The 24,740-nt window shown below is 69.2% G+C and carries 28 protein-coding genes and 2 pseudogenes; 24 read left to right on the top strand and 6 right to left on the bottom strand.

The annotated features are described in order from the left end of the window. Positions 1 to 4 precede the first annotated feature (4 nt). The gene (locus tag ABZV91_RS06470) at positions 5 to 262 is read left to right on the top strand and encodes an acyl carrier protein (RefSeq protein ID WP_355236365.1); all 258 of its coding nucleotides are present in this window, start codon (positions 5 to 7) and stop codon (positions 260 to 262) included. Here ABZV91_RS06470 and ABZV91_RS06465 read toward each other — a convergent pair. Together ABZV91_RS06465 and ABZV91_RS06460 are read right to left on the bottom strand one after the other, a co-directional pair. Further along, positions 250 to 1,719, bottom strand: a complete 1,470-nt coding sequence (locus ABZV91_RS06465) for a class I adenylate-forming enzyme family protein (RefSeq protein WP_355236362.1) — start codon at positions 1,717 to 1,719, stop codon at positions 250 to 252. The genes ABZV91_RS06470 and ABZV91_RS06465 overlap by 13 nt on opposite strands. A 134-nt stretch (positions 1,720 to 1,853) precedes the next feature. Further along, complete coding sequence (locus ABZV91_RS06460; RefSeq protein WP_355236359.1) at positions 1,854 to 2,753, bottom strand: LysR family transcriptional regulator; 900 nt, start codon at positions 2,751 to 2,753, stop codon at positions 1,854 to 1,856. Positions 2,754 to 2,902: 149 nt separating this feature from the next. Between ABZV91_RS06460 and ABZV91_RS06455 the strand changes: the two genes are divergently transcribed. The 5 genes from ABZV91_RS06455 to ABZV91_RS06435 all read left to right on the top strand — a co-directional run bounded on the left by ABZV91_RS06455 (position 2,903) and on the right by ABZV91_RS06435 (position 5,021). Then, positions 2,903 to 3,253 (top strand): DoxX family protein, encoded by a 351-nt coding sequence (locus ABZV91_RS06455; RefSeq protein ID WP_355236357.1) that lies wholly within the window; start codon positions 2,903 to 2,905, stop codon positions 3,251 to 3,253. A 143-nt stretch (positions 3,254 to 3,396) separates the two neighbouring features. Then, the gene (locus tag ABZV91_RS06450; protein ID WP_355236354.1) at positions 3,397 to 3,534 is read left to right on the top strand and encodes a hypothetical protein; all 138 of its coding nucleotides are present in this window, start codon (positions 3,397 to 3,399) and stop codon (positions 3,532 to 3,534) included. Further along, positions 3,531 to 4,058, top strand: coding sequence for a hypothetical protein (locus tag ABZV91_RS06445; protein WP_355236351.1), 528 nt, complete (start codon positions 3,531 to 3,533; stop codon positions 4,056 to 4,058). Before ABZV91_RS06450 ends, ABZV91_RS06445 begins: the two co-directional genes overlap by 4 nt. Continuing rightward, entirely contained in the window at positions 4,055 to 4,312 is a 258-nt protein-coding gene (locus ABZV91_RS06440; RefSeq protein ID WP_355236347.1) for a hypothetical protein, read from the top strand. Before ABZV91_RS06445 ends, ABZV91_RS06440 begins: the two co-directional genes overlap by 4 nt. A 304-nt stretch (positions 4,313 to 4,616) precedes the next feature. Beyond that, positions 4,617 to 5,021 carry a hypothetical protein gene (locus tag ABZV91_RS06435; protein WP_355236344.1) on the top strand — a complete coding sequence of 135 codons (405 nt, stop codon included), beginning with the start codon at positions 4,617 to 4,619 and terminating at the stop codon, positions 5,019 to 5,021. Here ABZV91_RS06435 and ABZV91_RS06430 read toward each other — a convergent pair. Further along, complete coding sequence (locus tag ABZV91_RS06430) at positions 4,937 to 5,173, bottom strand: hypothetical protein (RefSeq protein ID WP_355236341.1); 237 nt, start codon at positions 5,171 to 5,173, stop codon at positions 4,937 to 4,939. The two genes, ABZV91_RS06435 and ABZV91_RS06430, sit on opposite strands and share 85 nt — an antisense overlap. A 446-nt stretch (positions 5,174 to 5,619) precedes the next feature. On the opposite strand from ABZV91_RS06430, the pseudogene ABZV91_RS06425 reads away from it, so the two are divergent. Next, positions 5,620 to 6,248: pseudogene (locus ABZV91_RS06425) on the top strand (SDR family oxidoreductase). Positions 6,249 to 6,361: 113 nt separating this feature from the next. Here the strand turns inward: ABZV91_RS06425 and ABZV91_RS06420 are convergent. Beyond that, entirely contained in the window at positions 6,362 to 7,057 is a 696-nt protein-coding gene (locus ABZV91_RS06420) for a TetR/AcrR family transcriptional regulator (protein WP_355236338.1), read from the bottom strand. Positions 7,058 to 7,148: 91 nt separating this feature from the next. Between ABZV91_RS06420 and ABZV91_RS06415 the strand changes: the two genes are divergently transcribed. Next, positions 7,149 to 8,114 carry an ATP-binding cassette domain-containing protein gene (locus tag ABZV91_RS06415; protein ID WP_355236335.1) on the top strand — a complete coding sequence of 322 codons (966 nt, stop codon included), beginning with the start codon at positions 7,149 to 7,151 and terminating at the stop codon, positions 8,112 to 8,114. Further along, positions 8,111 to 8,923, top strand: coding sequence for an ABC transporter permease (locus ABZV91_RS06410; protein WP_355236332.1), 813 nt, complete (start codon positions 8,111 to 8,113; stop codon positions 8,921 to 8,923). The genes ABZV91_RS06415 and ABZV91_RS06410 overlap by 4 nt, the downstream gene beginning before the upstream one ends. Before the next feature lie 4 nt (positions 8,924 to 8,927). Here ABZV91_RS06410 and ABZV91_RS06405 read toward each other — a convergent pair. Next, positions 8,928 to 9,554 (bottom strand): annotated as a pseudogene (locus tag ABZV91_RS06405) (alpha/beta hydrolase fold domain-containing protein); the annotation flags it as partial. Between the two features lie 39 nt (positions 9,555 to 9,593). Between ABZV91_RS06405 and ABZV91_RS06400 the strand changes: the two are divergent. The 12 genes from ABZV91_RS06400 to ABZV91_RS06345 all read left to right on the top strand — a co-directional run bounded on the left by ABZV91_RS06400 (position 9,594) and on the right by ABZV91_RS06345 (position 20,989). Further along, on the top strand, positions 9,594 to 9,917 hold the full coding sequence (locus ABZV91_RS06400; protein WP_355236329.1) for a hypothetical protein: 324 nt from the start codon (positions 9,594 to 9,596) through the stop codon (positions 9,915 to 9,917). 568 nt (positions 9,918 to 10,485) lie between these two features. After that, complete coding sequence (locus ABZV91_RS06395) at positions 10,486 to 11,283, top strand: ABC transporter ATP-binding protein (protein WP_355236327.1); 798 nt, start codon at positions 10,486 to 10,488, stop codon at positions 11,281 to 11,283. Then, entirely contained in the window at positions 11,280 to 12,041 is a 762-nt protein-coding gene (locus tag ABZV91_RS06390; RefSeq protein ID WP_355236324.1) for an ABC transporter permease subunit, read from the top strand. Before ABZV91_RS06395 ends, ABZV91_RS06390 begins: the two co-directional genes overlap by 4 nt. Further along, the gene (locus tag ABZV91_RS06385) at positions 12,038 to 12,847 is read left to right on the top strand and encodes an ABC transporter permease subunit (protein WP_355236321.1); all 810 of its coding nucleotides are present in this window, start codon (positions 12,038 to 12,040) and stop codon (positions 12,845 to 12,847) included. The genes ABZV91_RS06390 and ABZV91_RS06385 overlap by 4 nt, the downstream gene beginning before the upstream one ends. A gap of 41 nt (positions 12,848 to 12,888) precedes the next feature. Further along, on the top strand, positions 12,889 to 13,944 hold the full coding sequence (locus tag ABZV91_RS06380; protein ID WP_355236318.1) for an ABC transporter substrate-binding protein: 1,056 nt from the start codon (positions 12,889 to 12,891) through the stop codon (positions 13,942 to 13,944). Positions 13,945 to 13,973: 29 nt separating this feature from the next. After that, the gene (gene allB, locus ABZV91_RS06375) at positions 13,974 to 15,347 is read left to right on the top strand and encodes an allantoinase AllB (RefSeq protein ID WP_355236315.1); all 1,374 of its coding nucleotides are present in this window, start codon (positions 13,974 to 13,976) and stop codon (positions 15,345 to 15,347) included. A 37-nt stretch (positions 15,348 to 15,384) separates the two neighbouring features. Then, positions 15,385 to 16,290, top strand: coding sequence for a hypothetical protein (locus tag ABZV91_RS06370; RefSeq protein WP_355236313.1), 906 nt, complete (start codon positions 15,385 to 15,387; stop codon positions 16,288 to 16,290). Next, positions 16,287 to 16,949, top strand: coding sequence for a GntR family transcriptional regulator (locus tag ABZV91_RS06365; RefSeq protein ID WP_355236310.1), 663 nt, complete (start codon positions 16,287 to 16,289; stop codon positions 16,947 to 16,949). Before ABZV91_RS06370 ends, ABZV91_RS06365 begins: the two co-directional genes overlap by 4 nt. Before the next feature lie 42 nt (positions 16,950 to 16,991). After that, positions 16,992 to 17,393, top strand: a complete 402-nt coding sequence (locus tag ABZV91_RS06360) for a gamma-glutamylcyclotransferase (RefSeq protein ID WP_355236307.1) — start codon at positions 16,992 to 16,994, stop codon at positions 17,391 to 17,393. Beyond that, complete coding sequence (locus ABZV91_RS06355; protein WP_355236572.1) at positions 17,393 to 18,454, top strand: acetamidase/formamidase family protein; 1,062 nt, start codon at positions 17,393 to 17,395, stop codon at positions 18,452 to 18,454. Before ABZV91_RS06360 ends, ABZV91_RS06355 begins: the two co-directional genes overlap by 1 nt. Beyond that, entirely contained in the window at positions 18,423 to 19,688 is a 1,266-nt protein-coding gene (locus tag ABZV91_RS06350) for an amidohydrolase family protein (protein WP_355236304.1), read from the top strand. Before ABZV91_RS06355 ends, ABZV91_RS06350 begins: the two co-directional genes overlap by 32 nt. A gap of 254 nt (positions 19,689 to 19,942) precedes the next feature. After that, positions 19,943 to 20,989, top strand: coding sequence for an IS110 family transposase (locus ABZV91_RS06345; RefSeq protein ID WP_355236569.1), 1,047 nt, complete (start codon positions 19,943 to 19,945; stop codon positions 20,987 to 20,989). Between the two features lie 279 nt (positions 20,990 to 21,268). Here the strand turns inward: ABZV91_RS06345 and ABZV91_RS06340 are convergent, their stop codons facing one another. Further along, positions 21,269 to 22,123: a 3-hydroxyacyl-CoA dehydrogenase gene (locus ABZV91_RS06340; RefSeq protein ID WP_355236301.1), complete on the bottom strand. Its 855-nt coding sequence runs from the start codon at positions 22,121 to 22,123 to the stop codon at positions 21,269 to 21,271. A 214-nt stretch (positions 22,124 to 22,337) separates the two neighbouring features. Here ABZV91_RS06340 and ABZV91_RS06335 point away from each other — a divergent pair, with 214 nt between their 5' ends. From ABZV91_RS06335 to ABZV91_RS06325, 3 genes are all read left to right on the top strand, one after another. Beyond that, positions 22,338 to 22,916 (top strand): TetR/AcrR family transcriptional regulator, encoded by a 579-nt coding sequence (locus ABZV91_RS06335; RefSeq protein ID WP_355236298.1) that lies wholly within the window; start codon positions 22,338 to 22,340, stop codon positions 22,914 to 22,916. Continuing rightward, positions 22,913 to 24,118: an NADH:flavin oxidoreductase gene (locus ABZV91_RS06330; RefSeq protein WP_355236295.1), complete on the top strand. Its 1,206-nt coding sequence runs from the start codon at positions 22,913 to 22,915 to the stop codon at positions 24,116 to 24,118. The genes ABZV91_RS06335 and ABZV91_RS06330 overlap by 4 nt, the downstream gene beginning before the upstream one ends. 177 nt (positions 24,119 to 24,295) lie before the next feature. Further along, positions 24,296 to 24,697, top strand: a complete 402-nt coding sequence (locus ABZV91_RS06325) for a hypothetical protein (protein WP_355236292.1) — start codon at positions 24,296 to 24,298, stop codon at positions 24,695 to 24,697. The last annotated feature ends 43 nt before the right edge of the window (positions 24,698 to 24,740 follow it).

Here is a 24,740-nt window from a genome sequence, read left to right as displayed (position 1 = left end):
TCATATGATGAACGATATCGAACAACCGATAATCGATTATATCTCCGCCTTGGTCGCCGGATCCGGCGTATCGCCGGTCGAGCGCGACACCCCTTTGCTCGAGGCCGGGCTGCTGGACTCGATCAAATTGGTGAGATTGCTGCATTTCCTCGAGGAACGGTTCCAGATCAGTATCCCGGATACGGAGATACGGGCGGAACTGTTCGAATCGCCCGCGGATCTGGCCGCGTATGTTTCGCGGCGAGCGGCTCAGCCGGCCTGAAACTCGCACAACCGCGCGCGGAGCACCTTGCCGGTCGGACTGCGCGGCAGTGCGTCGACGAAGACGATCTCGGCCGGCGCCTTCTGGACCGACAACCTTTCCCCGGCCCAGCGGATCAGCTCGTCGGCCGACACCTCCGCCTCTCTGACCACGAACGCGATCAGCCTGTGGCCGAGGCGCGGGTCCGGCAGACCGGCGACGGCGGCTTCGGCGACGGCGGGCGAACCCATGAGCGTCTCCTCCACCTCGACGGGGTCGACCTTGTAGCCGGATACCTCGATCAGCAGTTTGCTGCGACCGCGGAGGACGATGCGGCCCTCCTCGTCGAGCGAGGCGAGATCGCCGGTCCTGAACCAGCCCTCGTCGAACGCCCGGACATTGGCCGGGGCATCGCCGAGATAACCCCGCATGAGCGAGGACGATTGTATTTCCATTTCGCCGACGGCCGGGCCGAATTCGGTGTCGAAAGGCATGATGCGGACCGCGGCATCGCCCGCCGGCCTGCCCACCGAGGCCCAACTCGAATCGGGATCGGCGGAATCGTTGTGCGAGAACATGATCGCCTCGGTGGAGCCGTAATCCTGACGGAGTGTGACACCGAGGCGCTCACGCACCGCCTCGAAGGTCGACCGTTTCAGCGCGGCGCCGCCCGAGAACGCCAGACGCAATCCGAGAGCGCGGGCGCCGGTCCGGCCGGCGACGATTTCGTACATCGCCGGAACGGCGCCCATGAAGGTGACACGCTCGCGGACCATGGTGTCGAGCAGCTTCTCCCGCGACAGCGCCAGCGGCATGGGATCGCTCCAGTAGAGCGTTGTCGCACCACCGGCGACGGCTTGCGTGGCGCCCAGTAGGAAGCCCATCGCGAAGTTGCCGGGCAGCATGTCGAGGACGATATCGTCGGGTTGGATTTCCCAGGCCGTACTGGCTCGTTCGCTATCGGCCACGAGTTCGGCATGGGTGTGCGGTACCACCTTGGGTGACCCGGTGGAGCCGGACGAGAACAGGTAGAGCGCCGGGGTGCCGCCGGGCAGCTCGGGGAGCCGTGCCGTGCCACTTCTCTCGGGCAGTGCGCTCGTCAGGAACAGGGGAATGCCGGGGGCCGCGTCGGCGATCAGCGTCTCGGCGGCTGCGGCCAGGCCGGGAGCCGAGACGACGGCCTCGGGCCCGGTCTTCCGCGCGAGTGTGGCGAGTTCGGCTCGGGTGGCCGTCTCGCTCACCGGCATCGCGACAGCCCCGATGGCGAACAGCGCGTGTGCCGTGACGAAGAGATCGGGTGAGTTCGGAACGAGCAGGGCCACGGGATCACCGATCTCGATCCCACGGTCGAGGAAGCCGGCGGCGACCCGGCCGATCCGCTCGACCAGGGCGGCGTAGGGCGTGAATACCTCGCCCTGCCGCAATCCGCTGGTGACCGGCGCCTGCGCTGTCTGCGCGACCAGCTTGTCGTAGATCATCTCTACTCCGCGGGGGTCGATCCCTCTTCCGTAAGACTAGAAGCGCTAGGGGGCATCCACAAGGCGCCGGGGGTCTGGCAATCGGCACCGGATGGGTCGCGTCGCCGGTGCCGCGTCGGTCGACCGCCGAAGAGTCAGCCGATCCCGGAGCACAGCTCCACACAGCACGCGACGAACGCCCGGGCCACCGGATCCGTATCCGACTCGGCCTGCCACGCGACACCCACCCGGCTCGGCGCCCCCCCGGTCACCGGACGGTAGGTGATACCGGGCCGGGCATAGAACCGGGCGCTCGACTCCGGAGCCAGCGCGATCCCGTAGCCGTTGGCGATCGCGCTGAGCCACGCGTCGGGTTGCTCGGTCACCGCGCCGATCCGTGGCGCCCGGCCCGCGCGTTCGGCCACCACGAGCCAGAAGTCACGCCAGGCGCCGGTTTCGGCCGGGGCCGCGACGAACGGTTCGTCCAGCAGCTCGGCGAAGTCGATCGACTCGCGTTCGGCCAGTGGATGCGCGGAGGCCAGGGCCACCCAGCGTGGTTCGCTGAACAGTTCCCGCACCCGGAGCCGGTCCTGCCCGGGAAACGGGAGCCGGAGCAGGGCGATATCCACCTCGCCGTCGGCGAGACCTCCGGTGGGGTCGCCCCAGGAGGCCTGCCGCATATCCACCCGCCAGCCGGGTTGCCGGCGAGCGAACTCGGCGATGATCCGCGGGGTGGCCTCGTTGGCCGCGCTGGCGAGGAAGCCGACCCGCAACATCCGCGCCGCGCGGCCCGCCGCCTGCCGGGTTTCCCGGAATGCCAGATCCCATTCGGTGAGCAGCGCCGGTACCCGGGCGGCCAGTTCCTCTCCTGCCACGGTGAGCGCCATCCCCGCCCGTGAGCGCACGAAGAGTTCGACGCCGAGCAGGTTCTCCAGTTGCCTGATCTGCTTGGTCAGCGCCGGTTGCGATACGTAGAGCCGCGCGGCGGCGCGGGTCAGAGTCCCCTCCGCCGCCACCGCGGCGAAGTAGCGGAGCAACCGGGTGTCCACATCCATGCCGACAGGTTATGGATGCAGGTATTGGCGGGTTCCGTCAGGGCCCGGGAGGCTGGATTCCACAGCCGGTCATCACCTTCGCCACGGACGCCGGGCCTGTCCCCTGGTACCGGGCGCCGACCACACTTCATCGAACAGGAAGTCACGCCGTGCACACCACCTACCTCGTCGTCGCCCTCGTCACCGTCGTGGCCAACGCGGGCATGGCCCTGGCCGATTTCGCCCGGGCGCCATTCGTCCTGGCGAACTCCGCCGAGGTCGGCGTGCCGCCCGGCCGGCTGCCGTGGCTGGCCACGCTCAAGCCCACCGGTGCGGTCGGCGTCCTGCTCGGACTCCTCGGCATGGAAGCGCTGGGGTTCGCCGCGGCGGTCGGCCTGGTGCTGTTCTTCGCGGGCGCGCTCATCATCCACCTGCGGGCGCGCGTCTACTACAACCTCGCCTTCCCGGGCGCCTACTTCGCCTTCGCCCTCGCGACCACCGCGCTCATGGTCGCGCACTAGATGAGTTATTCCAAGGGGTGAGCTGGTGCGCTGCTGTGCCGCGCACCAGCTCAAGAGTCGGGCGATGAGCAACGGTGCGGGATGTGCTGGCGGGGGCGATGATTCGGCTGCAAAGTAGGGCGAGGGTGTCGTAATTCAAGGTTGTGAGCAATGAGTTGGACACCCTCGCCACCGCACTGTACGTCACGACCGACGATCTGTTGACCGCCCGCCCGGATCTCGCGCCGGCCCGGCCGCGTGTCGGGATCGCCCCACGACTGTCCGATGCCGAGAGCTGGTGACTCTGGCAGTGATGCAGGCGCTGCTCGGTTACACCTCCGAATCGAGGTGGCTGCGCTACGCCGGCACCCACCTCGGACACCTGTTCCGGTATCTGCCGAAACAACCCGGCTACAACAAGCGGCTCCGCAACGCCTCGACCATGATCGTGGCGGTGATCAGAGCGTTGGCCACCGACACCACGTTGTGGACCGACGACGTGTGGGTGGTCGACTCGACCCCGGTCGAATGCGGCCGGTCCAGGGAAACAGTGAAGCGGTCAGCGCTGGCCGGGTGGGCCGAGTACGGGTACTGCGCTTCGCATTCACGATTCTTCTGGGGCCTGCGGCTGCACCTGGTCGCCACGCTCGGCGGGCTGCCCGTGGGGTTCGCTTTGACCGGCGCGAAGGCCGACGAACGTGAAACCTTGATGGGGATCCTGCGCGCCGATCCGGCTCTGGTCGCCGAAAGGCCCGGTCAAACCGTAATCGGGACAAGAACTACTTCGGAGCGCGGTTCGAGGCCGACCTCTGCGACGCGGGGTTGAACCTGCTGCGCCCGGCCCGCAAGGGCGAGGCGCAGCGGCCTGGTAGTGGCTTGTTCAAGCCGCTACGGCAGATCATCGAATCGATCAACCAGACTTTGAAAGCGCAGCTCGATCTGGAACGACACGGTGGACGGGCCGTTGCCGGAGTCACTGTCCGGGTTGTGCAACGTCTGCTCGCATTGACTGCCGCGATATGGCACAACGACAAGATCGGCGCCCCGGTCCATCGGTCGCTGACCGCTTACGACCATTGACCGGGTACGCGACACACCGCGCACCCGGACCCTTGGAATAACTCATCTAGCGCGCCGGCCCAACGGACGCGGTCCGGGGCAGACGCACGACGGTGCCGGCCACCCTCCGACCCGCGCCCCACGAACGGACTGCGGCAGCTCCCTCTGCAGCGAGCCGGCGCCCCTTCCGATGCTCCGGGAAGCATGGCCGAACAGTAGACATGAACCATCAGGCTGGTCACCGGCAACGCAGGGAACTGACCACACCACCCGGGGCGGGCAGTGCCTACCTGCCCGCCCCGGCCCTGTTCGAAGGAGAGACACCATGCCCGTTGCCTACGTCGACCACCATGGAGGCACCACCGAACACCGCACCGCCGCATGGGCCCGATGCACCTGCGGATGGTGCGGCGCCGACCATCACCGCCCGGCCGCCGCCCCGGCCGCCGAGCTGCACGAGATGACCACCGCCGCCACCGGCGAGGCCACCCGCCACGCCCGCACCCACCTGCACGGGATGTTCGTGCGCGTCGGCAGCGTCGTGCACTACGCCCACCTCACCGGCGGCCGGGAATGGTTGCGCATCACCGCGATCAACGCCTACGGCCCCCTGGGCCCGGAATTCCGGGCAGGCACCGCGGACGGCTACATATCCCGGATACGCCGCACCCGCCAGGAGCCCGGCCACGGCCCGGTATCGCGCGCGCCCGTACCGCACTGCGCGCGCTGATCACCGCCCCCGCATTTGCCCTGCGCCTCGGAGACGTCGATGGCCGGCAGTCCCGCGTCCGCGTTGGCCCGCAGTGTCGCGCCCGCCTCGGTATCGCGCACCAGATGGTCCACGACGTACCGGCCCACATCCGCCCAATCAGGTGTACTCATACTCCGCAGTCTGCCACCCCGGCACACCCACCGGCCGGATCCGCGACGCTACCGGGCCCCGATCGGCTTGCCGAAGAACGAGGCCACGGTCTCGCCGAACACCGAGACGAGGACGGGCAATTCACCCGGGATGCCGATCCACTCCGGTAGCCGGGCCGGGCGCCCGGACGACGTCGAGGACCGGCGGAGTTCCGGCTGGTGGGCAGGCAACGATATCGGGCAGTATCCGGTATTTCGTTTGCCTCCCGGCGCCCTCACTGGCGATGCTGGCCGGATGATCGATACCGGACTCGACGGCCGAGTAGTTCTGGTGTGACCGGGGCGAGCGCGGGAATCGGCGCCGCGATCGCGCGGGGTTCGCGGCGCAGGACGCGCGGGCGTTCGCGGCGCGGGGCGCGCGTACCGCGCTGCACCATCTGCCCACCCAGGAGCCGCCGCCCGAAGGGGTGAGCTGGGAGCACACCGCGACGGCTCCGGACCGGGTCGAGGAACTGGCCGCCGGCCTGGGTGAAGCCGTCACCGTCGCGGCCGATCTCACCGACCCGGACGCGGCCGGACGGCTGTTCGACGAGGTGGAACGCCGGCTCGGGCCGGTCGACATCCTGGTGAACAACGCCGCCCACTGCGAGAGCCCGGACCGTATCGATACCGCGACCTTCGCCGCGCTCGAACGCAACTACCGGGTCGACGCGATCGCTCCGGCACTCCTGATCAGCGAGCTGAGCCGGCGCGGCGGCACCAGCCCGCGCAGCGTGGTCAATATCTCCACCGACGCCGCCCGCGCCTTCCCCGGGCAGATCGGTTACAGAACCTCCAAGCCGCGCTGGAAGCACTCACCCGCGCCGCCGCCCTGGATCTCGCCGCGGCGGGTATCCGGGTCAACGCCGTCGCGCCCCGGCCGGTGCAGACCGGCTGGATGAGCGAAGAGGTGGTGGATCAGGTCCGCGCGGCGATCCCACTGGGCACTGTCGGCGAACCGGAGGATATTGCCGACGCGGTGGTGTTCCTGGCGTCGCGGCAGGCCCGCTGGATCACCGGGCAGGTGTTACAGGTCGCGGGTGGTCACGCCCTCTGATATCGCACACGGCCACGCCCCTCTGACATCGCGGGCGAGCACGCCCTTCGACATTGCAGCCGGCCACACCCGATATCGGCGGGCCCCCACGGCCTCCCCCGCGGCAGGGGCGGTTATTGCCGCGCGGACCCGCTGATACCGAAGAGCAGGGCGTCGATACCCGCCCGGAACGCGGCATCGTTGTCCACCGGCACTCCGGCCGGGGCATCGGAGCGGCCGAACAGCGCGGTGAGGTGGGGGTAGTCGCCGAGGGCCAGCATCGCGGCAATGTGCTCGGCGCCACCGCCGGTGGTGTCCACCGCCCGGCCCGAGGCCTCCTGGCCGGCGAAAACGGTGACCCAGCCGGAGATCATGGCGATCCCGTGCATGGTCGCGGCCGGGTCGAGTCCAGCCGGGGCGAGGATCTCGACCATATGGTCCAGGTAGCGCAGGCCGTTGGGCCCCAGGGTGCCGGGACGCACCTCGGCGAGCCAGCCGTGCCGGCGGTACAGGTCGCGGGTCCGTTCGGCGGCGTCGAGGACGTCCGCGCGCAGATCTCCGGTGGCGGGGGCGAATTGGCATTCCCCGGCGACCCGGTCGTACATCAGCGACAGGAGATCGTCCTTACCGGAGACATAGCGGTACAGCGAGGCCGCGCCGGTGCCGATCTCCTCGGCCACCCGGCGCATCGACAGCGCGCGCAACCCTTCGGCATCGGCGAGCCGGACACAGGTGGCCGCGATGTCGTCGAGGGTGAAGCCGGGCCGGGGGCCGGGCCGGGAATCGCCGGTCCGTAGCCACAGCGCGTTCGTCGGTTCGGCGGAGGGCATCGGACAAGCATGCCTCGAGAGATTTGCGAACAGCGTTCGCATTCGCGTACATTATCTATCAGCGAACATTGTTCCCAATTAAGGAGCGCCCATGCCGGTGATCGAAACCAGCGGCCTGACCAGGACCTACGGTGACCGCGCCGTGGTCGATTCCGTCGACCTCGAAGTGGACGCGGGCCGGGTCCACGCCCTGCTGGGCCCCAACGGCTCGGGTAAGACCACCACCGTGCGGATGCTGGCCACCCTCCTGCGCCCGAGTGCCGGATCCGCCCGCGTCGCCGGGTACGACACCGTCCGCGCGGCCCGCGAGGTGAAACGCCGCATCGGCCTGGCCGGGCAGTTCCACGCGGTCGACCCGCGGCTCACCGGCGCCGAGAACCTCACCATGTTCGGCCGGTTGAACGGGTTGGCCGCCCGCCGCGCCCGCGACCATGCCCGCGAACTCCTCGAACGCTTCGATCTCACGGCCGCCGCCGACCGCCCGGCGCGCGAGTATTCCGGCGGGATGCGCCGGCGCCTCGATATCGTCGCCGCGATGGTGGTGCGGCCCGCCGTCCTGTTCCTGGACGAACCCACCACCGCGCTCGATCCGCGCAGCCGCAACCAGATCTACGGCTGTATCGCCGAATTCGTGGCCGAGGGCACGGCGGTACTGCTCACCACCCAGTACCTGGAGGAGGCCGCCCGCCTCGCCGCTACGGTCACCATCCTGGACGCGGGCCGGGTGGTGGCGGCCGGAACCCCCCGCGACCTCACCGCCGAGATCGGCGGCGGTCTGGATATCGTCGCCGACCCGCGCCGCGGCGACGACATCACCACGGTGCTGGCGGATTTCGGCGGAACCCCCGCCGCCCACGCCGCCCACGCCGCCGACTCCGATACCCCGGATACCGCGACCCTGTCGTATTCGTTTCCGCAGGCGGATATCCCGCTGCTGCCGATCCTGCGCGCCCTCGACACCGCCGGTATCGATGTGCACGATATCGGCCGCCGCCGCGGCACCCTCGACGACGCCTTCCTCGCCCTCACCGGCCCGACCCCGAGGACCACCCGATGACCACACTCACCCCGCGCCCACCCGCCCCGGCGGCCGCCATCCGGACCACCTTCGTCCGTATCCTGCTGTCCTACAAGCACTCCCCCGGTCTGCTCGCGGTAACCCTCGCCGCGCCCGCGGGCATGATGCTGCTGTTCGGGTTCGTTTTCGGCGGCGCGCTCGCCGGAACCGCCGAAGCCGCCGCGTATCGCTCGTACCTCACGCCCGGGGTCCTGGTGCTGGTCGCGGCCATGGGTCTGGCCGCAACAGCGGCCACCGCGAATGCCGACCTCAGCAGCGGACTCACCGACCGGTTCCGGGCCCTGCCGCTGCCCGCGATCTCGGTGCCCGCGGGGCTCGCGCTCGCCGAAACCGTCACCGGCGGCCTCGCCCTGCTGCTCATGTCGGGCATCGGACTGCTCTCGGGCTGGCGGATCGATGCCGGGCCGGCGGATATCGCCGAGGCCGTCGCGCTGCTGCTGGTTTTCCGGTTCGCGCTCGGCTGGGCGGGAATCTGCCTGGGTGCCACCATCCGCGACGAACAGATGCTCCAGCAGGTGGCGCCGCTGATCTTCGGGACGATCATGTTCTCGAATATCTTCGTGCCCACCGAATCCATGCCGTCGGCGCTGCGGGCGATCGCGGAATGGAATCCGGTGAGCGCCGTGGTCGCCGCGCTGCGCGAACTGTTCGGGGCGCCGGGGGTAGCGGCGGAGGGTGCCGCGTGGCCGCTGCGGGAACCGGTCGCGGCCTCGTGGGTCTGGATCGCGGTGATGCTGCTGGCGACCGTTCCGGTGGCGGTCCGGAATTACGGCTCCGCCCGGAACTGACCGCTCAGGACGAAACGCGATCGCTGTCGCCGAGCGGGCCGGACAACGCGGTCAATTGGGCGTTCCGGTATACCCGCGAGACGCCCGCGCCCGGCTCGACCAGATCGAACCCGTGATAGGCGCCGGGCACCTCGTACAGGGTGCAGGCCACCCCGGCCTCCCGCAGCCGCGCGGCGTAGGCGACATCCTCCTCGTAGAACAGATCATTGGTGCCCACACCGATCCAGGCCGGCGGCAACCCCGCCAGATCCGCGCAGCGGCCCGGCGCCGCCAGGGCCGGGATCTCACCGCCGGCGACCGCACCGAGATAGGACGACCATCCGAACCGGTTGTTGCGCCGGCTCCACATACGCATCCGGCGCGGATCCAGCCCCGCCCGCGTGGAGGTCCGGTCGTCGAGCATCGGATAGGACAGCAGCTGGAACGTGAGCCGGATCTCACCGCGCTCCCGGGCCAGCAGACTCAGCGCCGCCGCCAGCCCGCCGCCGGCGCTCTCCCCCGCGACCGCGATACGTCCGGGGTCGACATCGGGTTGCCCGGCCAGCCAGCGCAGACCGGCATAACAGTCCTCGAGCGGAGCGGGATAGGGGTGTTCGGGCGCCAGCCGGTACTCCACCGAGGCCGCAACTGGGTCACGGTGCGATGGCATGACGGCCCACCCGCCGAGGCGGTGCGCACACTCACCGGTCAGTTCCAGGCGATGAGCCACGGCCACGACGACCGAGGCCCGGTCATCTGGGCGGTGCACGGTGTACTAACCACCCGCGAGGTGACCGCGACCGGATATCGCCGGATCGCGGAAGCATTCGACGCCCACGGGATCACGGTGCCCCGCACCCCCGCCGATGCCGTCGACTGGCGGTCGACGAACCGCATCGACATCACCGCGCCGGTGCGCCTTTTCGCGCCTTTCCCGGGCACCTACGCGACCGGCGCCCGTGAACCGATCCGCTGTCTCTCGCGCTGGCCATCGTGGCCGAGAACGCCGATCTGAGCCCGCAGCACCGCGGCCGCCGCGATGTCGGCCCGACCGTTACCGGATTCCGTCCCGCCCGCACCCGAGGAGCACACTCGTGACCACCATTGAGACCCGCCAACTGATCGCCGCCGAGCTGGCCGACGCCGCGACCGCCTACCGGCAGCGCGATCGGCCGTCCCGACACCGAGGCCGAAACACTGGCCGGCGATCGCTGGCACCGCGCGCTGTACATCGCGACCGCGTTGCTGTCGACCGAGCACGAGCACCCCGACTACGACGAACACGCCTACTACTCCGGTGACCGGGTGGTGTGGGTGCACGCGGCCACCGTCGACGAGGGCGGGCCGGGCCGTGGACCTCATCGCCGGCCACACCCTGATCCACGGGGTGATCCTCACCGCCGTATGCCCGGCAATCCACCGGGCACACGGGTGTCCGGGCCGGGTCCCGGAAACCGGTGAGCAGAACGTAATCCAGTCGTGTCGACGCGTCATCCGTACGAAACGTGCAGCTCGTAGCTTTTGGATACGAACTTGGATCCGAACTCGGATACAAGCCGGAGGGCTTCACACGAGGAGTACGTATGGTCCCGCCTACCGCACCCGGTATCCATATCGCCGGTCTCGTCAAGAAATTCAAGGCCGGCCGGCGGGAGGTCACCGCGCTCGACGGAGTCGATATCCGGTCCGGTGAAGGCGAGTTCGTCACGCTGCTCGGGCCGTCCGGATGCGGGAAGAGCACGGTGCTGCGCATCCTGGCCGGACTGGAACCGCAAACCGCCGGCGAGGCATTGGTCCACGGCGAGACGCCGCGCGAGATGCGCCGCCACGATCACCTCGGTATCGCTTTCCAGGAGGCCGCGCTGCTGCCGTGGCGGTCGGTGCGCACCAATATCCGGCTACCGCTCGAGGTGGCCAAGAAGAAGGTCGACGACGACACCATCCAGGAATTGATCGATCTCGTCGGACTGACCGGTTTCGAGAACGCCCGGCCCGCGCAACTGTCCGGCGGTATGCGGCAGCGGGTCGCGATCGCCCGGGCGCTGGTGGTGTTGCCGAAGGTCCTGCTGCTCGACGAGCCGTTCGGCGCGCTCGACGATATGACCCGCCAGAACCTCAATATCGAACTGCTCCGTATCTGGACCGAACGCCCGGCGACCACTTTGATGGTGACGCACGGTATCTCCGAGGCAGTGTTCCTCTCCGACACCGTGGTGGTGATGAGCCCGCGGCCCGGACGCGTACAGAAAGTGGTCGAGATCGATCTGCCCCGGCCGCGTACCCCGGAGATGATGCGGACCACCGCGTTCCACGACTATGTCGATCTGCTGTCCGCGGTGCTGTTCGGCGCCGCGCCCCTGGCCTCGGGGGTCGGCGCGTGAACAACCGCGGATACCTGGCGGCCGGTGGGTCGCTGATCGTGCTGGTGCTCTGGCAACTCGTCGGCGGGACCGGCGTCCTCGGTCCCGCCATCGCCGGGCCGGTGCAGATCGTCGCGGGCCTGGCGTCCGACGGTGCGGATTTCTACGCCCTGCACCTGCCCGTCACCCTGGCGTCGGCGGCCGCCGGATTCTGCTGGGGCAATCTCGCCGCGATCGGTTGCGCGGCCCTGGTGCTGACGGTACCGGCGGTCGAGAAACTGGTTCTCCAGGTGGGAATCGCCTCGGCCTGTGTACCGCTGATCGCCATCGCGCCCATTCTGGCGGCCTGTTTCAACGGGCCGGTGACCTCCGCCATCATGGCCGCGGTCTCCGTCTTCTTCACCACGCTGGTCGGCACGCTCAACGGCCTGCGGCATGCCGACCCGGTCGGTGAGGACCTGGTCCGCGCCTACGGCGGCGGCCGCTACCTGGTGCTGCGCAAGGTCCAATTGCTCTACGCGCTGCCCAGTATCGTCACCGCCTTGAAGATCGCCGTTCCGGCGGCACTGCTCGGCACGATCATCGGTGAGTTCATGGGGCAGGAGCGCGGACTGGGGGCGGCGCTGGTGGTCGCGCAACAGTCCAGCGATGTCGTGCGCACCTGGGGCATCACGCTGGTCTGCTGTGTCCTGGCGGCCGTGTGCTTCCTGGTCGTCGCCGCCGTCGAACGATTCGCGACCCCGTGGGCCGCGAGCACCACCGCGGAGGCACGAGCATGAGTACCGCGACCCGCCTCGGCCGGCCCCTGCTCCGCAGTGCCACCCGGACCCTCGCCACCGTACTGGGCGCGGTGATCGCCATCGTGCTCGTCTGGACGCTGTTCCTGCGGGTCGTACAGGTGAGCCCGTTCGTCGCCAAATCACCGGGTGATGTGCTGGACTACCTGTTCACCGCCCCGGAAGCCGCGGCCCACTGCGCCGCGATCCTCGCCGACCTGATGCGCACCCTCACCGATGCTGCCTACGGATACCTGCTCGGCCTCGCACTGGCCGCGGCGGTCTCGTTGATCTTCTACTTCTCCCGGACCGTCGAGACCATGTTCGGCCCGACCGTCACCGCGGTGCATGCCATCCCGATGGTGACCGTCGCGCCGATCCTGGTGCTGGTCTTCGGTCGCGGTGCCCTGGCGACCGCGGTCATCGGCGCCGCCGTGGTGGTCGTCCCGGCACTGCTGACCATGCTGAACGGTATCCGGTCCACCCCGCGCACGGACCTGGACATGATCACCGCCTTCGGCGGCTCGCGGCTGGATGTGTTCGGCAAGGTCGCCCTGCCGCACGCCGTACCGACCTGGTTCGCCGCCGCCCGGGTCGCGGTGACCACCTCGGTCGTCGGTGCCCTGCTGGCCGAATGGCTGGCCACCGGCGAAGGACTGGGCGGCCAGATGTTGCGCGCCGCCAACGAATTCCAGTTCGACCGCCTCTGGGCCTCGGTCGTCGTACTCACCGTCGTCTGCGTCGCCGTCTACCAGGTGGTCGCGTTCGCCGAAGAGCTCGTCGCCGCCCGGATGAGCGCACCCCGCTGATCTCCCCTCACCTCGCTGTACCCATCGATCGGAGTATCCCCATGTCCGCACAATTCGACCGCCGCAGATTCCTGACCCGCAGCCTGGCGGTCGGCGGTGTCGCCCTGGCCGGGTCCGCCGCGCTGACCGCCTGTGTCTCGGGCGGGGCGACCAGCGGATCGGGAGACGGATTCGGTATCGCCTCCCAGCGGCTCGCGTGGATCAAGAACACACAGTTCGCCGGTAGCTATCTCGCCGACCGCAACGGCTACTACACCGAGGCCGGTTTCACCGGATCGGACCTGGTATCCGGCGGGCCCACCGCGCCGCCCATCGAATCCGATGTGCTCACCCGGACTTTCGCCGGGGTATCGCAGGTGCCCATCGTCGGTTCGGCCGTCGCCAAGGGCGCGCCGCTGAAGATCATCGGCGCGGTGTACCAGCGATACGCGGGCTGCATCATGTCGATGGGCTCCAAGCCGATCAACGGCCCGCAGGATCTGTACGGCAAGACGATCGGCTGCGCGTCGTCGAGTGAACCGGTGTGGCGCAACTTCCTCGCCGCCCTGCGACTCGACGAATCCCGGATCACCACCGTGCCCGTGCAGGGCGACCCCATCGGTATGACGGCCGGTGAGATCGACGGGTACCTGGGATTCATCAACAGCCAGGTGGTGGATCTGCGGCACAAGGGCTTCGATATCCGCGCGACCCTGCTCGCCGATATGGGGTTCCCGCTGGTGGGCCAGACCTACATCACCACCCAGGACAATCTCGACAACAATCGAGACAAGGTCAAGGCGTTCCTGAAGGCCGAGATCCGGGGCTGGAAGGATGTGCTCGCCGACCCCCGGCTGGCCACCGACCTCACGGTCGACGACTACGGGCGCACCCTCGAACTGGACCGGGCGAGCACCCTCGACTGCTGTCTCGCCGGCAACGAACTCATCCGCGACGGTGACCCCCGCCAGCAGATCGTCGCCGTCTCCGACGAGTCGGCCGAAGCGAATATCGCGGCGATCTCGGCGGGCGGGCTGCAGCTGAGCGTCGATCAGCTCTTCGATCTGGGTCCCATCCGCGAAGTATTCGCCGAGAATCCCGACCTCGCCCTCGCCTGATCTCCCCTCGACTCCGAAAGGTCCGCATCATGCCCACTGCCACCACCCCGGATTTCGTGGTCACCGGCGCCACGGTGGTCGCCCACGACGGCCGCCGACGGCACGATATCGCGGTCCGGGACGGCCGTATCCTCGCCGTCGGCGACGGACTCGCCGCCGACGGCGTTCCCACGGTCGACGCCACCGGTCTGCTGGTCCTGCCCGGCCTGGTGGATATGCACGTCCACCTGCGCGAACCCGGTATGACCGAGAAAGAGGATTTCGCCAGCGGAACGCGGGCCGCCGCGGCGGGCGGAGTGACGACCGTCGTCGATATGCCGAATACGAAACCTCCGGTCGCCACCGCCGAACGCTACCGGCAGAAGCTCGAACTGGTCCGGAACAAGGCGTATGTCGATTTCGGCCTCTACGGCATGATCGACCACGACAACGACGGCGAAATCGCCGAGCTGGCCGAACTCGGCGCCATGGGCCTCAAACTCTTCATGGGCCAGACCACCGGCGACAATCGGTGCCCGAACGACGCGGCCATCTTCCGCGGCCTGGAAGCGGCCGCGGCGGCCGACCTGGTGGTCGGCGTGCACGCCGAGAACGACCATCTGCTGCGGATGTTCGGCGACCGGCTACGCGCGTCCGGGCGCAAGGATCCGCGCGCGCATCTGGAGGGCAGGCCCGCCTTCGTCGAGGTGGAGGCGGTCACCCGGATCATCACCATGGCCACCGAGGCGGGTACGAAACTGCATATCCATCACCTGTCGACCGAGGTCGGGTTACGGCGGGTGATGGATCTGCGCGCCCAGGGCCACCGGGTCACCGTGGAAACCCTGGTGGCGCATCTGTTCCTGGACGAGACCGCCTACGACACCCACGGCAACCTGGTGAAACTCAACCCACCGATCCGGCCCGCCACGGATGTCTCCGCACTGTGGGCCGGGATCGCCCGGGGCGATGTGGACATCATCGCCACCGATCATGCCCCGCACACCGCCGCCGAACAGGCCGAGGAGGATGTGTGGCAGGCCTACGGCGGCTTCATCGGCGTGGAGACCATGCTGCCGCTGCTGCTCACCGCCGCCGCCCGGGGCGAACTCACGGTGGAGGACATCGTGCGGCTGTGTTCCTACCGGCCGGCGCAACGCTGGTCGATACCGGGTAAAGGGCAGATCGCGCCGGGTTTCGACGCGGATTTCGTCCTCGTCGACCCCACCGCGGAGACAACCCTCGACGCCGCCGCGCTGCATTCGAAACACCCGGTGACGCCTTACCACGGGTGGCCGCTCACCGGATCGGTCCTCGCGACGTATCTGCGCGGGCAGCTCGTGTACGAGAAGGGTGAAATCATCGGCGAGCCGGCCGGTCGCCAGGTACGCCCGGTGCGCGAACCCCGCACTGCGGCGGCGTGATCGGGCCGCGGGACACCATCATCACAAGGGAGAAGTCGTGACCGAAGCACAGATATCTCTGCTGGACTCCGGCGGTGACGGCACGGCCACACTGCGCAACGCGGTGCGGCAGTGCCTCGACGAGGTGCGGCGCGGCGGCGCCGGACCGGATACCGCCACCGAGACCTGCGGTGGTTCGCTGGCGGTGATCGCGGGTATCGGTACCACCGCCGCCGGCGCGCTGCGGGGCGCGCTGCTGCTCGACGCGCTGACCGCCCGGGATGTGGAGCCGGCCGATACCGTGCACCATCCCGACCCGGCCGCGCTGCTCGCCGACCGGTCCTGGCAACTGGCGCTGGTACTCAGTCCGTGGAAACAGCAGGTGGCGGACCAGCTCGGGATACTCACCGCGTCCGCGACCCGCACGACGGTGGTGGACACGGTGGTCCGCGGCGCCGACGGTCCGATCGGCGTCAACACCAACAGCTGGGCCGCGCAGGCCGCGATGGAAACCGTGCTGGGCGGGCGGACCCCCGCCGATATCCTGATCCTCGGCGCCGGTGGCTCCTCGAATTCGGTCGCACTCGGATGCCGGCGGGCCTGGCCCGGAGTCCGGCTGCTCGGCAGCGCCCGCGACGCGGCAGCACTCGACCGGTGGGCCGCCCGGTTCGGCGCCGAGGCCGTGGCACCGTCCGATCTGAAGGCACTGTGTGCCGAACGGGCGCCGGCGCTGATCGTGAACACGACGACCTGGGGCGAGACCGAGGAATCCGAGAGCAGGCCTTTCGCTTTCGATTTCGCCGAACTCACCCGGCCGGGCAACTGCTACTTCGACCTGAACAACCGCGTCTCCACCCTGCAGACCACCGCGCTGCGGGCCGGGATGAACGTCATGTCGGGCACGTTCATGCAGCGGGTCACCAATGCGTGCCGCGCGGCGCTGCTGGACGCGAGCGCACGGTGATCGCGGCCGGCAGTGCGGGACTCGTGCCCGCCGACGAACAATTGAGCGTCCGGGAACGGGTGTACCGATTCCTGCGCCAGCAGATCACCACGGGCGAGTACGCCGGCGGTATCCGGCTGACCGAGGAACAGATCGCCGAGGAACTCGGGGTGAGCCGCACACCGATCCGGGAGGCGCTCCAGCGGCTCACCAGCGAAGGGCTGGTCGAGCGGGTGCGGCGCGGGCAACTGGTCGTGGTGGAGTTCGACGCGGCCGCGCGGGCGGAACTGCACGAACTGCGGGTCGCTTTCGACCAGGTGGCGGCCAAGATGCTCACCGCCAAGGTGGACAGTGTGGACTGGCCGGCGCTGTACGCCCTGCTCGATCCGCTGGGCGCCGCCTTGCGCGAGTACGGAGTCGGGAGTGCTCAGTATTCGATGGCTCATCTCGAATTCCACATGGCCGTGAACCGAGCGGCGTTCACCCCGATCACCTCGTCGTTCCTGCAACGGCAGGCCTTCCTCTACCCGACCGACGACTACGTCCAGCAACCCGGCCACGAACCGGTCTCCCAGCACCGGACGCTGCTCGACGATCTCTCCAGCGGCGATCTCGAGCGCGCCACCACGGCCGCGCGGATCCACGCGCTACGCGGACCCGGCAACACCACTCTCACCTGACCTCGCACCAGCCGTATACGCTGCCGCACAAGGAGTTCCACCATGTCCGACGATATCGTCCGCATGTTCGTCAACGGCCAGGCCATGCGCGGCGGATCCCTCAACGACGCACTCGCCGGCGCGCGATACCTGGGTCCGGTCCGGACCGCGCCCCGGTACCGTTTCTTCTCCTTCGACGATGTGTTCCCCGGGCTGGCACCGGTCGCCGAGGGCGGTTGGGCGGTACCGGGTGAGATCTACGCCGTGTCCTACACCGACCTCCGGGACAACCTGCTGCCCCGGGAACCCGCCGAACTGGAACTGTCGGTGATCGAACTGGAGGACGGCCGGGGGTCGCTGAGCATGGTGTGCCGGCGACTCCCCGGACCGGACGATCCGGCGCACGAGATCATCGCGCCGGGCGGCTGGCGTGAGCACCGGGCGATCCTCACCGACCACGCGTGATGGACATCCTCACCGCCGGAAGGGATCCGGGCACAGCCGACCACTATCTGTGGTGCACCCCCGAAACCGTCAGCTGGGGCACGCTACCGACTCCCGCGACCCCGCCGGCGCTGGTCGTCGAGAGTGGACACACGGTCACCTTCGACACGGTGTCGCAGGAGGGACTGATGGAGGATCAGGGGCGCGATCCGATCGGATATTTCGGGCAATTCGGGGTACCCCGGCGCCAGATCCTGCCCGACGCCGTCGCCCTGGCCGAATCCGGGCTGCGCCGCGCCCGGGCACCGAAGGGCCCGCATATCGTGCTGGGCCCGGTACACGTCCGCGGCGCCGAAGCCGGCGATTGGCTGCGCGTGGATTTCCTGGCGCTGGCGCCGCGGGTCCCCTACGGCATCATTTCCAGCCGGCACGGGCGGGGCGCGCTCCCGGAGAGCCTGCCGCGCGAAGCCGACGGCAGCGTCGCACCGGTGTTCAGTAGATTCTGCGCGCTCGACGGCCCGGGCCGGGCCGGGTTCCGGTACGGCGCCGGCCGCGCCACGATCGGCGTCCGCCCCTTCATGGGGCTGTGCGGGGTGACGCCCCGGCACGACGATCCACTGAGCACCATCCCACCCGGCCCCTTCGGCGGGAATATGGACCTCCGGGAGATCGTGGCCGGATCGTCGCTGTATCTGCCCGTACAGGTCAGCGGGGCCGGTTTCTATCTCGGTGACCCGCATTTCGCGCAGGGCAACGGCGAGATCGCGCTGACCGCGCTGGAGGGTTCGCTGCGGGTCACCGCTCGGCTGTCGGTGGTCCGGTCCGTGTCCGGACCGTACGAGGCCATGCCGTTCGCCGAGACCGACGAGCACTGGATTCTGCTGGGCCTGGACGAGAGCCTCGACGAGGCCATGCGGCAGTGCGCTCGGCTCGCGGTGGACTTCCTCGCCCACCGCACCGGGATGACCCCGAGCGAGGCGTATCTGTATCTCAGCGCGGCCGGTGACTTCTCGGTGACCCAGGTGGTCGACCTCGTGAAAGGGGTGCACTGTGCGATCCGCAAACGCGACTTCGCGGCCTGACTTCCGCCGCGCCGACGGGGGTCCGGTCCCGGTCCTGCACCACGCGACACTCGCCGACGGCCGGGTGGTGGATGTGCGCATCGCGGCCGGACGAGTAGCGGACGTGGTCCCGGCCGCGGGCGCCCCCGTCGGGGAAAACGACCTGGATCTCACCGGGTTCGTCCTGCTCACCGCCCCCGCCGAACCGCACGCGCATCTGGACAAGGCGCTCTCCTACGACGAGATACGACCCCCGATGGGCGATCTCGGCTCGGCCATCGCGGCCTGGGAAGCCCACACCCCACGATTGACGGTCGACGGAATCGCCGAGCGCGCCCGCCGGGCCGCGCTGCGTGCCCTGGCGAATGGCACGACCGCCCTGCGCTCCCACGTCAATCTGCTGCGTGGTGAGGACCCCTTGCGCGGGGTACGCGCTCTGGTGCGGGTGCGCGCGGAACTGGCCGACGTCATGGATATCCAGCTCGTCGCATTGGCCCCGTACACGGCCGACGACGACACCGTGCACGCGGCACTCGATCTGGGAGTCGATCTGGTCGGCGGTCATCCACACCAGACCCCGGAGCCGGCCGCGAACCTGCGGCGACTGCTGGGCATCGCGCGCGCCCGCGGGGTCGGGGTGGATATGCACACCGACGAGCGACTCGACCCGGCGATGCTCACCCTCGAACAATTGGCGCACGCGGTGCGCGACCGGCCGGAGACCGCACCGGTGACCGCGAGCCACTGTGTGAGCCTGGGTGTCGCGCCGCCGGAGGTCGTCGCCCGGGTGACGGCCGCGGTGGCGGAAGCGGGTGTCGGCGTGGTCACCCTGCCGATCACCAACCTGTACCTGCAGGGACGCGATCATCCGGTGGCGACCCCGCGCGGTCTCACCGCCGTCCGGGCGCTCCTGGACGCCGGGGTCCGGGTGGCGGCGGGCGCCGACAATGTCCGCGACCCCTACAACCCGATGGGCCGCAGTGACGCCCTCGAAACGGCCGTCCTGCTCGTCACCGCCGCGCATCTGACCCCGGCCGAGGCGTATCGGGCGGTCAGCGACAGCGCTCGCGCGGTGATGTCGCTACCACCGGCCGGGCCGGTGAGGGGCGCGGCGGCCGATCTGCTGGCGATCCGGGCGAGCAGCCTGGAGGATGCGCTCGCCGCCGCGCCCGCGGACCGGTTCGTCCTGCGTCGCGGCAGACTGGTCGCCGCGAGTCGGTCCGAACGCACGACCGCGGCGGGCGTCCCCGACTGACAGAGAGGATGTAGGTGAGCGCTTCCGGCCCGGGTTTGACCCACCGACTGACTGACTCAGGGTCCTCAACCGGATTTGTCGGCCCGGGCCGGAGGCGCTCACATGCACTCCACCAGGTGCGGCGTTGTGACTTCATAGGAGCCTGGCCAGAGGCCCCATCTCTGTCTTGTCCGCGTGCCCGGCTGGTGCGTGCCGCCCTGCCCACGGTCGCGAGCAACAGGACGACGATGCCCTCCATTACACACGAACATGCCATGTCCAGCGAGGTCGCCGGCGGCGTCGATACCCACCGGGACACCCACACCGCGGCGGTGCTCGACACCGTCGGCCGGGTATTGGGGACAGCCGTGTTCAGCACCGACGCCGCAGGCTACGGCGCGCTGCTGGATTGGATGCGCGGATTCGGCCACCTGATCCGGGTCGGAGTGGAAGGCACCGGCGCCTACGGTGCGGGATTGACCCGCGTGCTACACGAGCACCACATTCCGGTGGTCGAAGTCGATCGCCCCGACCGCAAGACCCGCCGCTTCCAAGGCAAGTCCGATCCGATCGACGCCATCCAAGCCGCACGCACGGCCCTGTCCGAAAACCGCACCGGCACACCGAAACAACGTGACGGCCGCATCGAAGCACTGCGCAACCTGCGCATCGCTCGCCGGTCGGCGGTCGACCAACGCGCCGATGCCCAACGCCGTATCAAGACCCTGATCGTCACCGCATCCGAGGAGTTGCGCCGACAGCTGCGCGGGCTGCCGGTGAGCAAGCTGATCGCCACCTGCGCGGGATTCGACCCCGACCATACCGACGCCGCCTCCCCGCTCACCGCCACCATGATCGCGTTGCGCTGCCTGGCGCGACGTCATCAGCAGCTGTCGGCCGAGATCACCGAACTCGACGAACTGCTTGCTCCGCTGGTGGCAGCCATCAGCCCTGACCTGGTCGCGGCCAACGGCGTCGGCACCGATACCGCCGGTCAGTTGCCGGTCACCGCCGGAGAGAATCACCACCGAATCCGCTCGGAGGCCGCGTTCGCGATGCTCTGCGGGGTCGCCCCGATCCCCGCGTCCTCCGGCAAGACCAACCGGCACCGACTTAACCGCGGCGGTGACCGCCACGCAAACGCCGCGCTCTACCGCGTCGTGCTCTGCCGCCTGCGCTGGGACCCCCGCCCCCGCGCCTACGTCGAGCGACGCACCAAGGAGGGCATGTCCAAAAAAGAAATCATCCGCTGCCTCAAACGCTATGCCGCCCGCGAGCTCTACCAGCTCATCACCACCGACAACCCCAAACCTGCTCCTTGACATCCATAGGAGCATCCGGAGCAGCCCCCTTCGTACGTGTTCGGGCGGGCTCCCGGTTATCCGTGACCTGCCGGCATCTCGTGTCGGCGGGCCACGGACAGTTCAGCCGGCCGATTCGGCGAGCAGTTCCCCGGTCGGCTCGGGAAAGCCCGGTCTCGGAGCGACGGATTCCGGTGAGCCGGGACCGCCGCGACGATCGTCCGCGGCGCTCACCGATCCCACCGGGGCACCGGCGGCCGCGCGGTGGGCGGTGGGCGGTGGGCGGTGGGCGGTGGGCGGTCAGGAGTATTTGTAGAACCCCTCCCCGGTGGCCACACCGAGCCTGCCCTTGTCGATGTAGTTCTCCTTCAACCAGCGGGCGAGGCCTTCGGTTTCGGCACGGCTGCTCAGAATGTTGTAGGGCGTGGTGAGGCCGATGACGTCGAGGATCTGGAACGGGCCCATGGGCGCTCCGGTCGCGATCCGCCAGGTCTTGTCCACCGCCTCGGGTTCGGCGTAGTCACCGGCGGCGAGTTCGATGGCGGAGTTCAGCAACGGCACCAGCAGCGAGTTCAGGACGTAACCGGACTTCTCCTTGTGCACCTCGATCGGCACCATGCCGATGGCGGCGGCGAACTCGACCACCGCGCCGAACACCGCGGGGTCGGTCCGATCGGTGCCCATGACCTCGGCGGTGTTGAACTTCCACACCTGGTTGGCGAAGTGCAGTGCCAGGAATCTGTCCGGGCGGCCGGTGAAATCGGCCATATCGCTGGGCAGCAGGGTCGACGAGTTGGTCGCGAAGATGGTCCGCTCGGGAGCCAGCTCGCCCAGCTTCCGGTAGGTCTGCCGTTTGATGTCGAGCACCTCGGGAATCGCTTCGATCACCAGATCCGCCTCGGCGACGGCGGCGCCGAGATCGGTGGTCAGGCCGATACCCGCGCGGGTTTTCTCGGTGAGCTCATCGGTCGCGCCCATCACCTCGTCGCGATAGGTGGCGGCGAGCCCGGTGAAGCGCTCGCGCGCCGCGTCGAGTGCCTTGTCGTCGATGTCGTAGGCCTGGACGCGGTACCCGTGGTAGGCGGTCTGGAAAGCGATCTGGGAACCGAGCACCCCGGTGCCCAGCACTGTCACCGCGCGGATCTCGAGGGCCATCGTCTTCTCCTTGTCGATCGATCGAGGGCATATCGGGCAACTGGAGCCGGCTACCGGAACCAGTAGAACAGGGTCGGCCCGCCGCGGTGGTCGCGTGGCCCGCGCAGCCGTTTGCGATCGAATAACGACTGCCGACCGGCACGCCGACCAGCGTTTTCAAACAGTATTTCAATCAACGATTGAAAACGGTCCGGCGCAGTGGTTCACTGGCCGCATGCCCCAGCGAGTTTCGGCCGCGACCCGCGAACGCCTGCTCACGGCCGCCGAACGGCTGCTGCTCACCGAGCGCTACGACGACGTCTCGGTACGCCGCATCTGCACCGAGGCCGGGGCCAACCCCGCCGCCGTCCACTATCACTTCGGATCCAAGGAAGCCCTGGTGGCGACCCTGCTCGAAGAACGCCTCGGGGCACTGTGGGCCGACCGCCTCACCGCGGTCGCCGCCGCCGCCGGACCCGCGGCCGATCTCGTCGACGCGGTCCTCACCCCGTTCACCGACCTGGCAGCCGACCCGCTGGGCCGGCTGCACCTGCGGTTGCTCGCGCAATGCGTGATCGACCGGCAGGTGGGCCCGTGGCAGCAGCAGTGGTTCCGGATCGACTCGTGGGCCGGCCTGCTGCCCGAGGTGGGCGAACAGGAGAGCCTACGCCGCTGGATGCTCGCCTTCGACCTCATCATCATGCGATTCGGCCGCGCCGCCGCCGAGGACCGGGCGCTGAGCCCACAGGCCGTGGCCACCCTGCGTTCTTTCGTCGTGGCCGGGCTGACCGCACCGACAGGAGACATATCGTGACCGATGTATTCGCCCCCGCCCCGCTGGGGCCGCTCACCCTGCGCAACCGGGTGATCAAGGCCGCGACCTTCGAAGGACGCACCCCCGACGCGCTGGTCACCGACGACCTGGTCGCATTCCATCGGGAGGTCGCGGCGGGCGGCGTCGGCATGACAACCGTCGCCTACTGCGCGGTCGCGCCCGGTGGCCGCACCGACCGCCACCAGATCTACATGCGCCCCGAGGCGGTGCCCGGCCTGCGTCGGCTCACCGACGCCGTGCACGCCGAGGGCGCGGCGGCCAGTGCGCAGATCGGCCATGCGGGGCCGGTAGCCAATTCGGCCTCCAATCGCCTGCCCGCGCTGGCGCCGAGCCGGATGTTCAGCCCCCTCGGGATGAGCCCGATGAAGGTGCCCGACGCGGCCGAGATCCACGACCTCGTCACCGCCCACGCCGACGCGGCCCTGCTGGCGATCGAATCCGGATTCGATGCCGTGGAAATCCATTTCGGGCACAACTACCTGGTGAGTTCGTTCCTGAGCCCGCTGCTGAACCGGCGCAAGGACCGCTACGGCGGCCCGCTGGAGAACCGAGCCCGGCTGGCCCGCGATATCGCCCGCCGGGTGCGCGAGGCGGTCGGCGACCGGATCGCGGTCACCGCGAAACTGAATATGGAGGATGGGGTCCGCGGCGGCCTCACCCTGCCGGAATCGTTGCAGGTGGCCGCGTGGCTGGAGGCCGACGGCGCGCTCGACGCGCTGGAGTTGACGGCGGGTAGTTCCCTGCTGAACCCGATGTTGCTGTTCCACGGCGCCGCGCCGCGCCGCGAGTTCGCGAAAACGCTGCCGGGGCCGGCCCGCTGGGGTTTCCGGCTGGTCGGGAAGGCGTTCTTGCGTGAATACCCGTACGAGAAGGCGTATCTGCTCGACCGCGCGCGGCAGTTCCGCCGGGAACTGACCATGCCGCTGGTGCTGCTGGGCGGTATCACCGACCGGGAATCGATGGATCTGGCGATGGCGGAGGGGTTCGATTTCGTCGCCATGGGCCGGGCCCTGTTGCGCGAGCCGGATCTGTTGCGCCGCATCGGCTCCGACGCGAGCACGGAATCGGCCTGTGTGCACTGCAACGAGTGCATGCCGACCATCTACAGCCGTACCCGGTGTGTGCTCCGGCTCGATCAGCTCGCGTCCACGGCTCCGGAGAAGCCGATCGCCGGGGCATAGACAGGGCGCGAGTCACGGAAGCCACTGTTCACGAGATTCGTCAGCACCAATTAACGAACACATATTGAATGCGCCGTTGTTTAACGGTACGGTCTAGGCATCAGAGCAAAGCCGCACTCACCCAGTGCAACCGCTTCCGCCACCGCCCCCGGGCGGCGCTACGACCGAGGACGAATCATGCACCGAAACGCACGCACCCGCCGACTCGCCGTCCGGATCGCGGCCACCGCCGCGATCGCGCTGGCTCCACTGGCCCTCACCGCAGCACCCGCGCTCGCCGACAACGGCGCGCCCGTGGTCACCGATAACGCAGACTCCCAGGTCCAGGACGTGAGCCGTCCCGGCCGTCATGGTCACGGCTACGGCGATCGCGGCTGGCACGGCCGGAACGACCACAGCTGGAACGGCCGGCACGACAACCCGGTCGATTGGAACCGCGGTCGCAACCGCCACGACCGGGACCGCGACCGGGACCGGGGCTGGGACCGGGACCGGGGCTGGGATCACGGCCACCACCGCCCCGGCTTCGGCCTGCCCTTCCCGCGGATCTTCCTGCCCGGCACCGGCAGCGCCTTCTGAAAACCTGAACAACGGCACATCGAACAAGTGTCGATAGACCTCG

The sequence above is a fragment of the Nocardia sp. NPDC004568 genome, assembly GCF_040609955.1.
Taxonomy (GTDB): Bacteria; Actinomycetota; Actinomycetes; order Mycobacteriales; family Mycobacteriaceae; genus Nocardia.
This window is presented reverse-complemented; position numbering and strand designations above follow the sequence as displayed.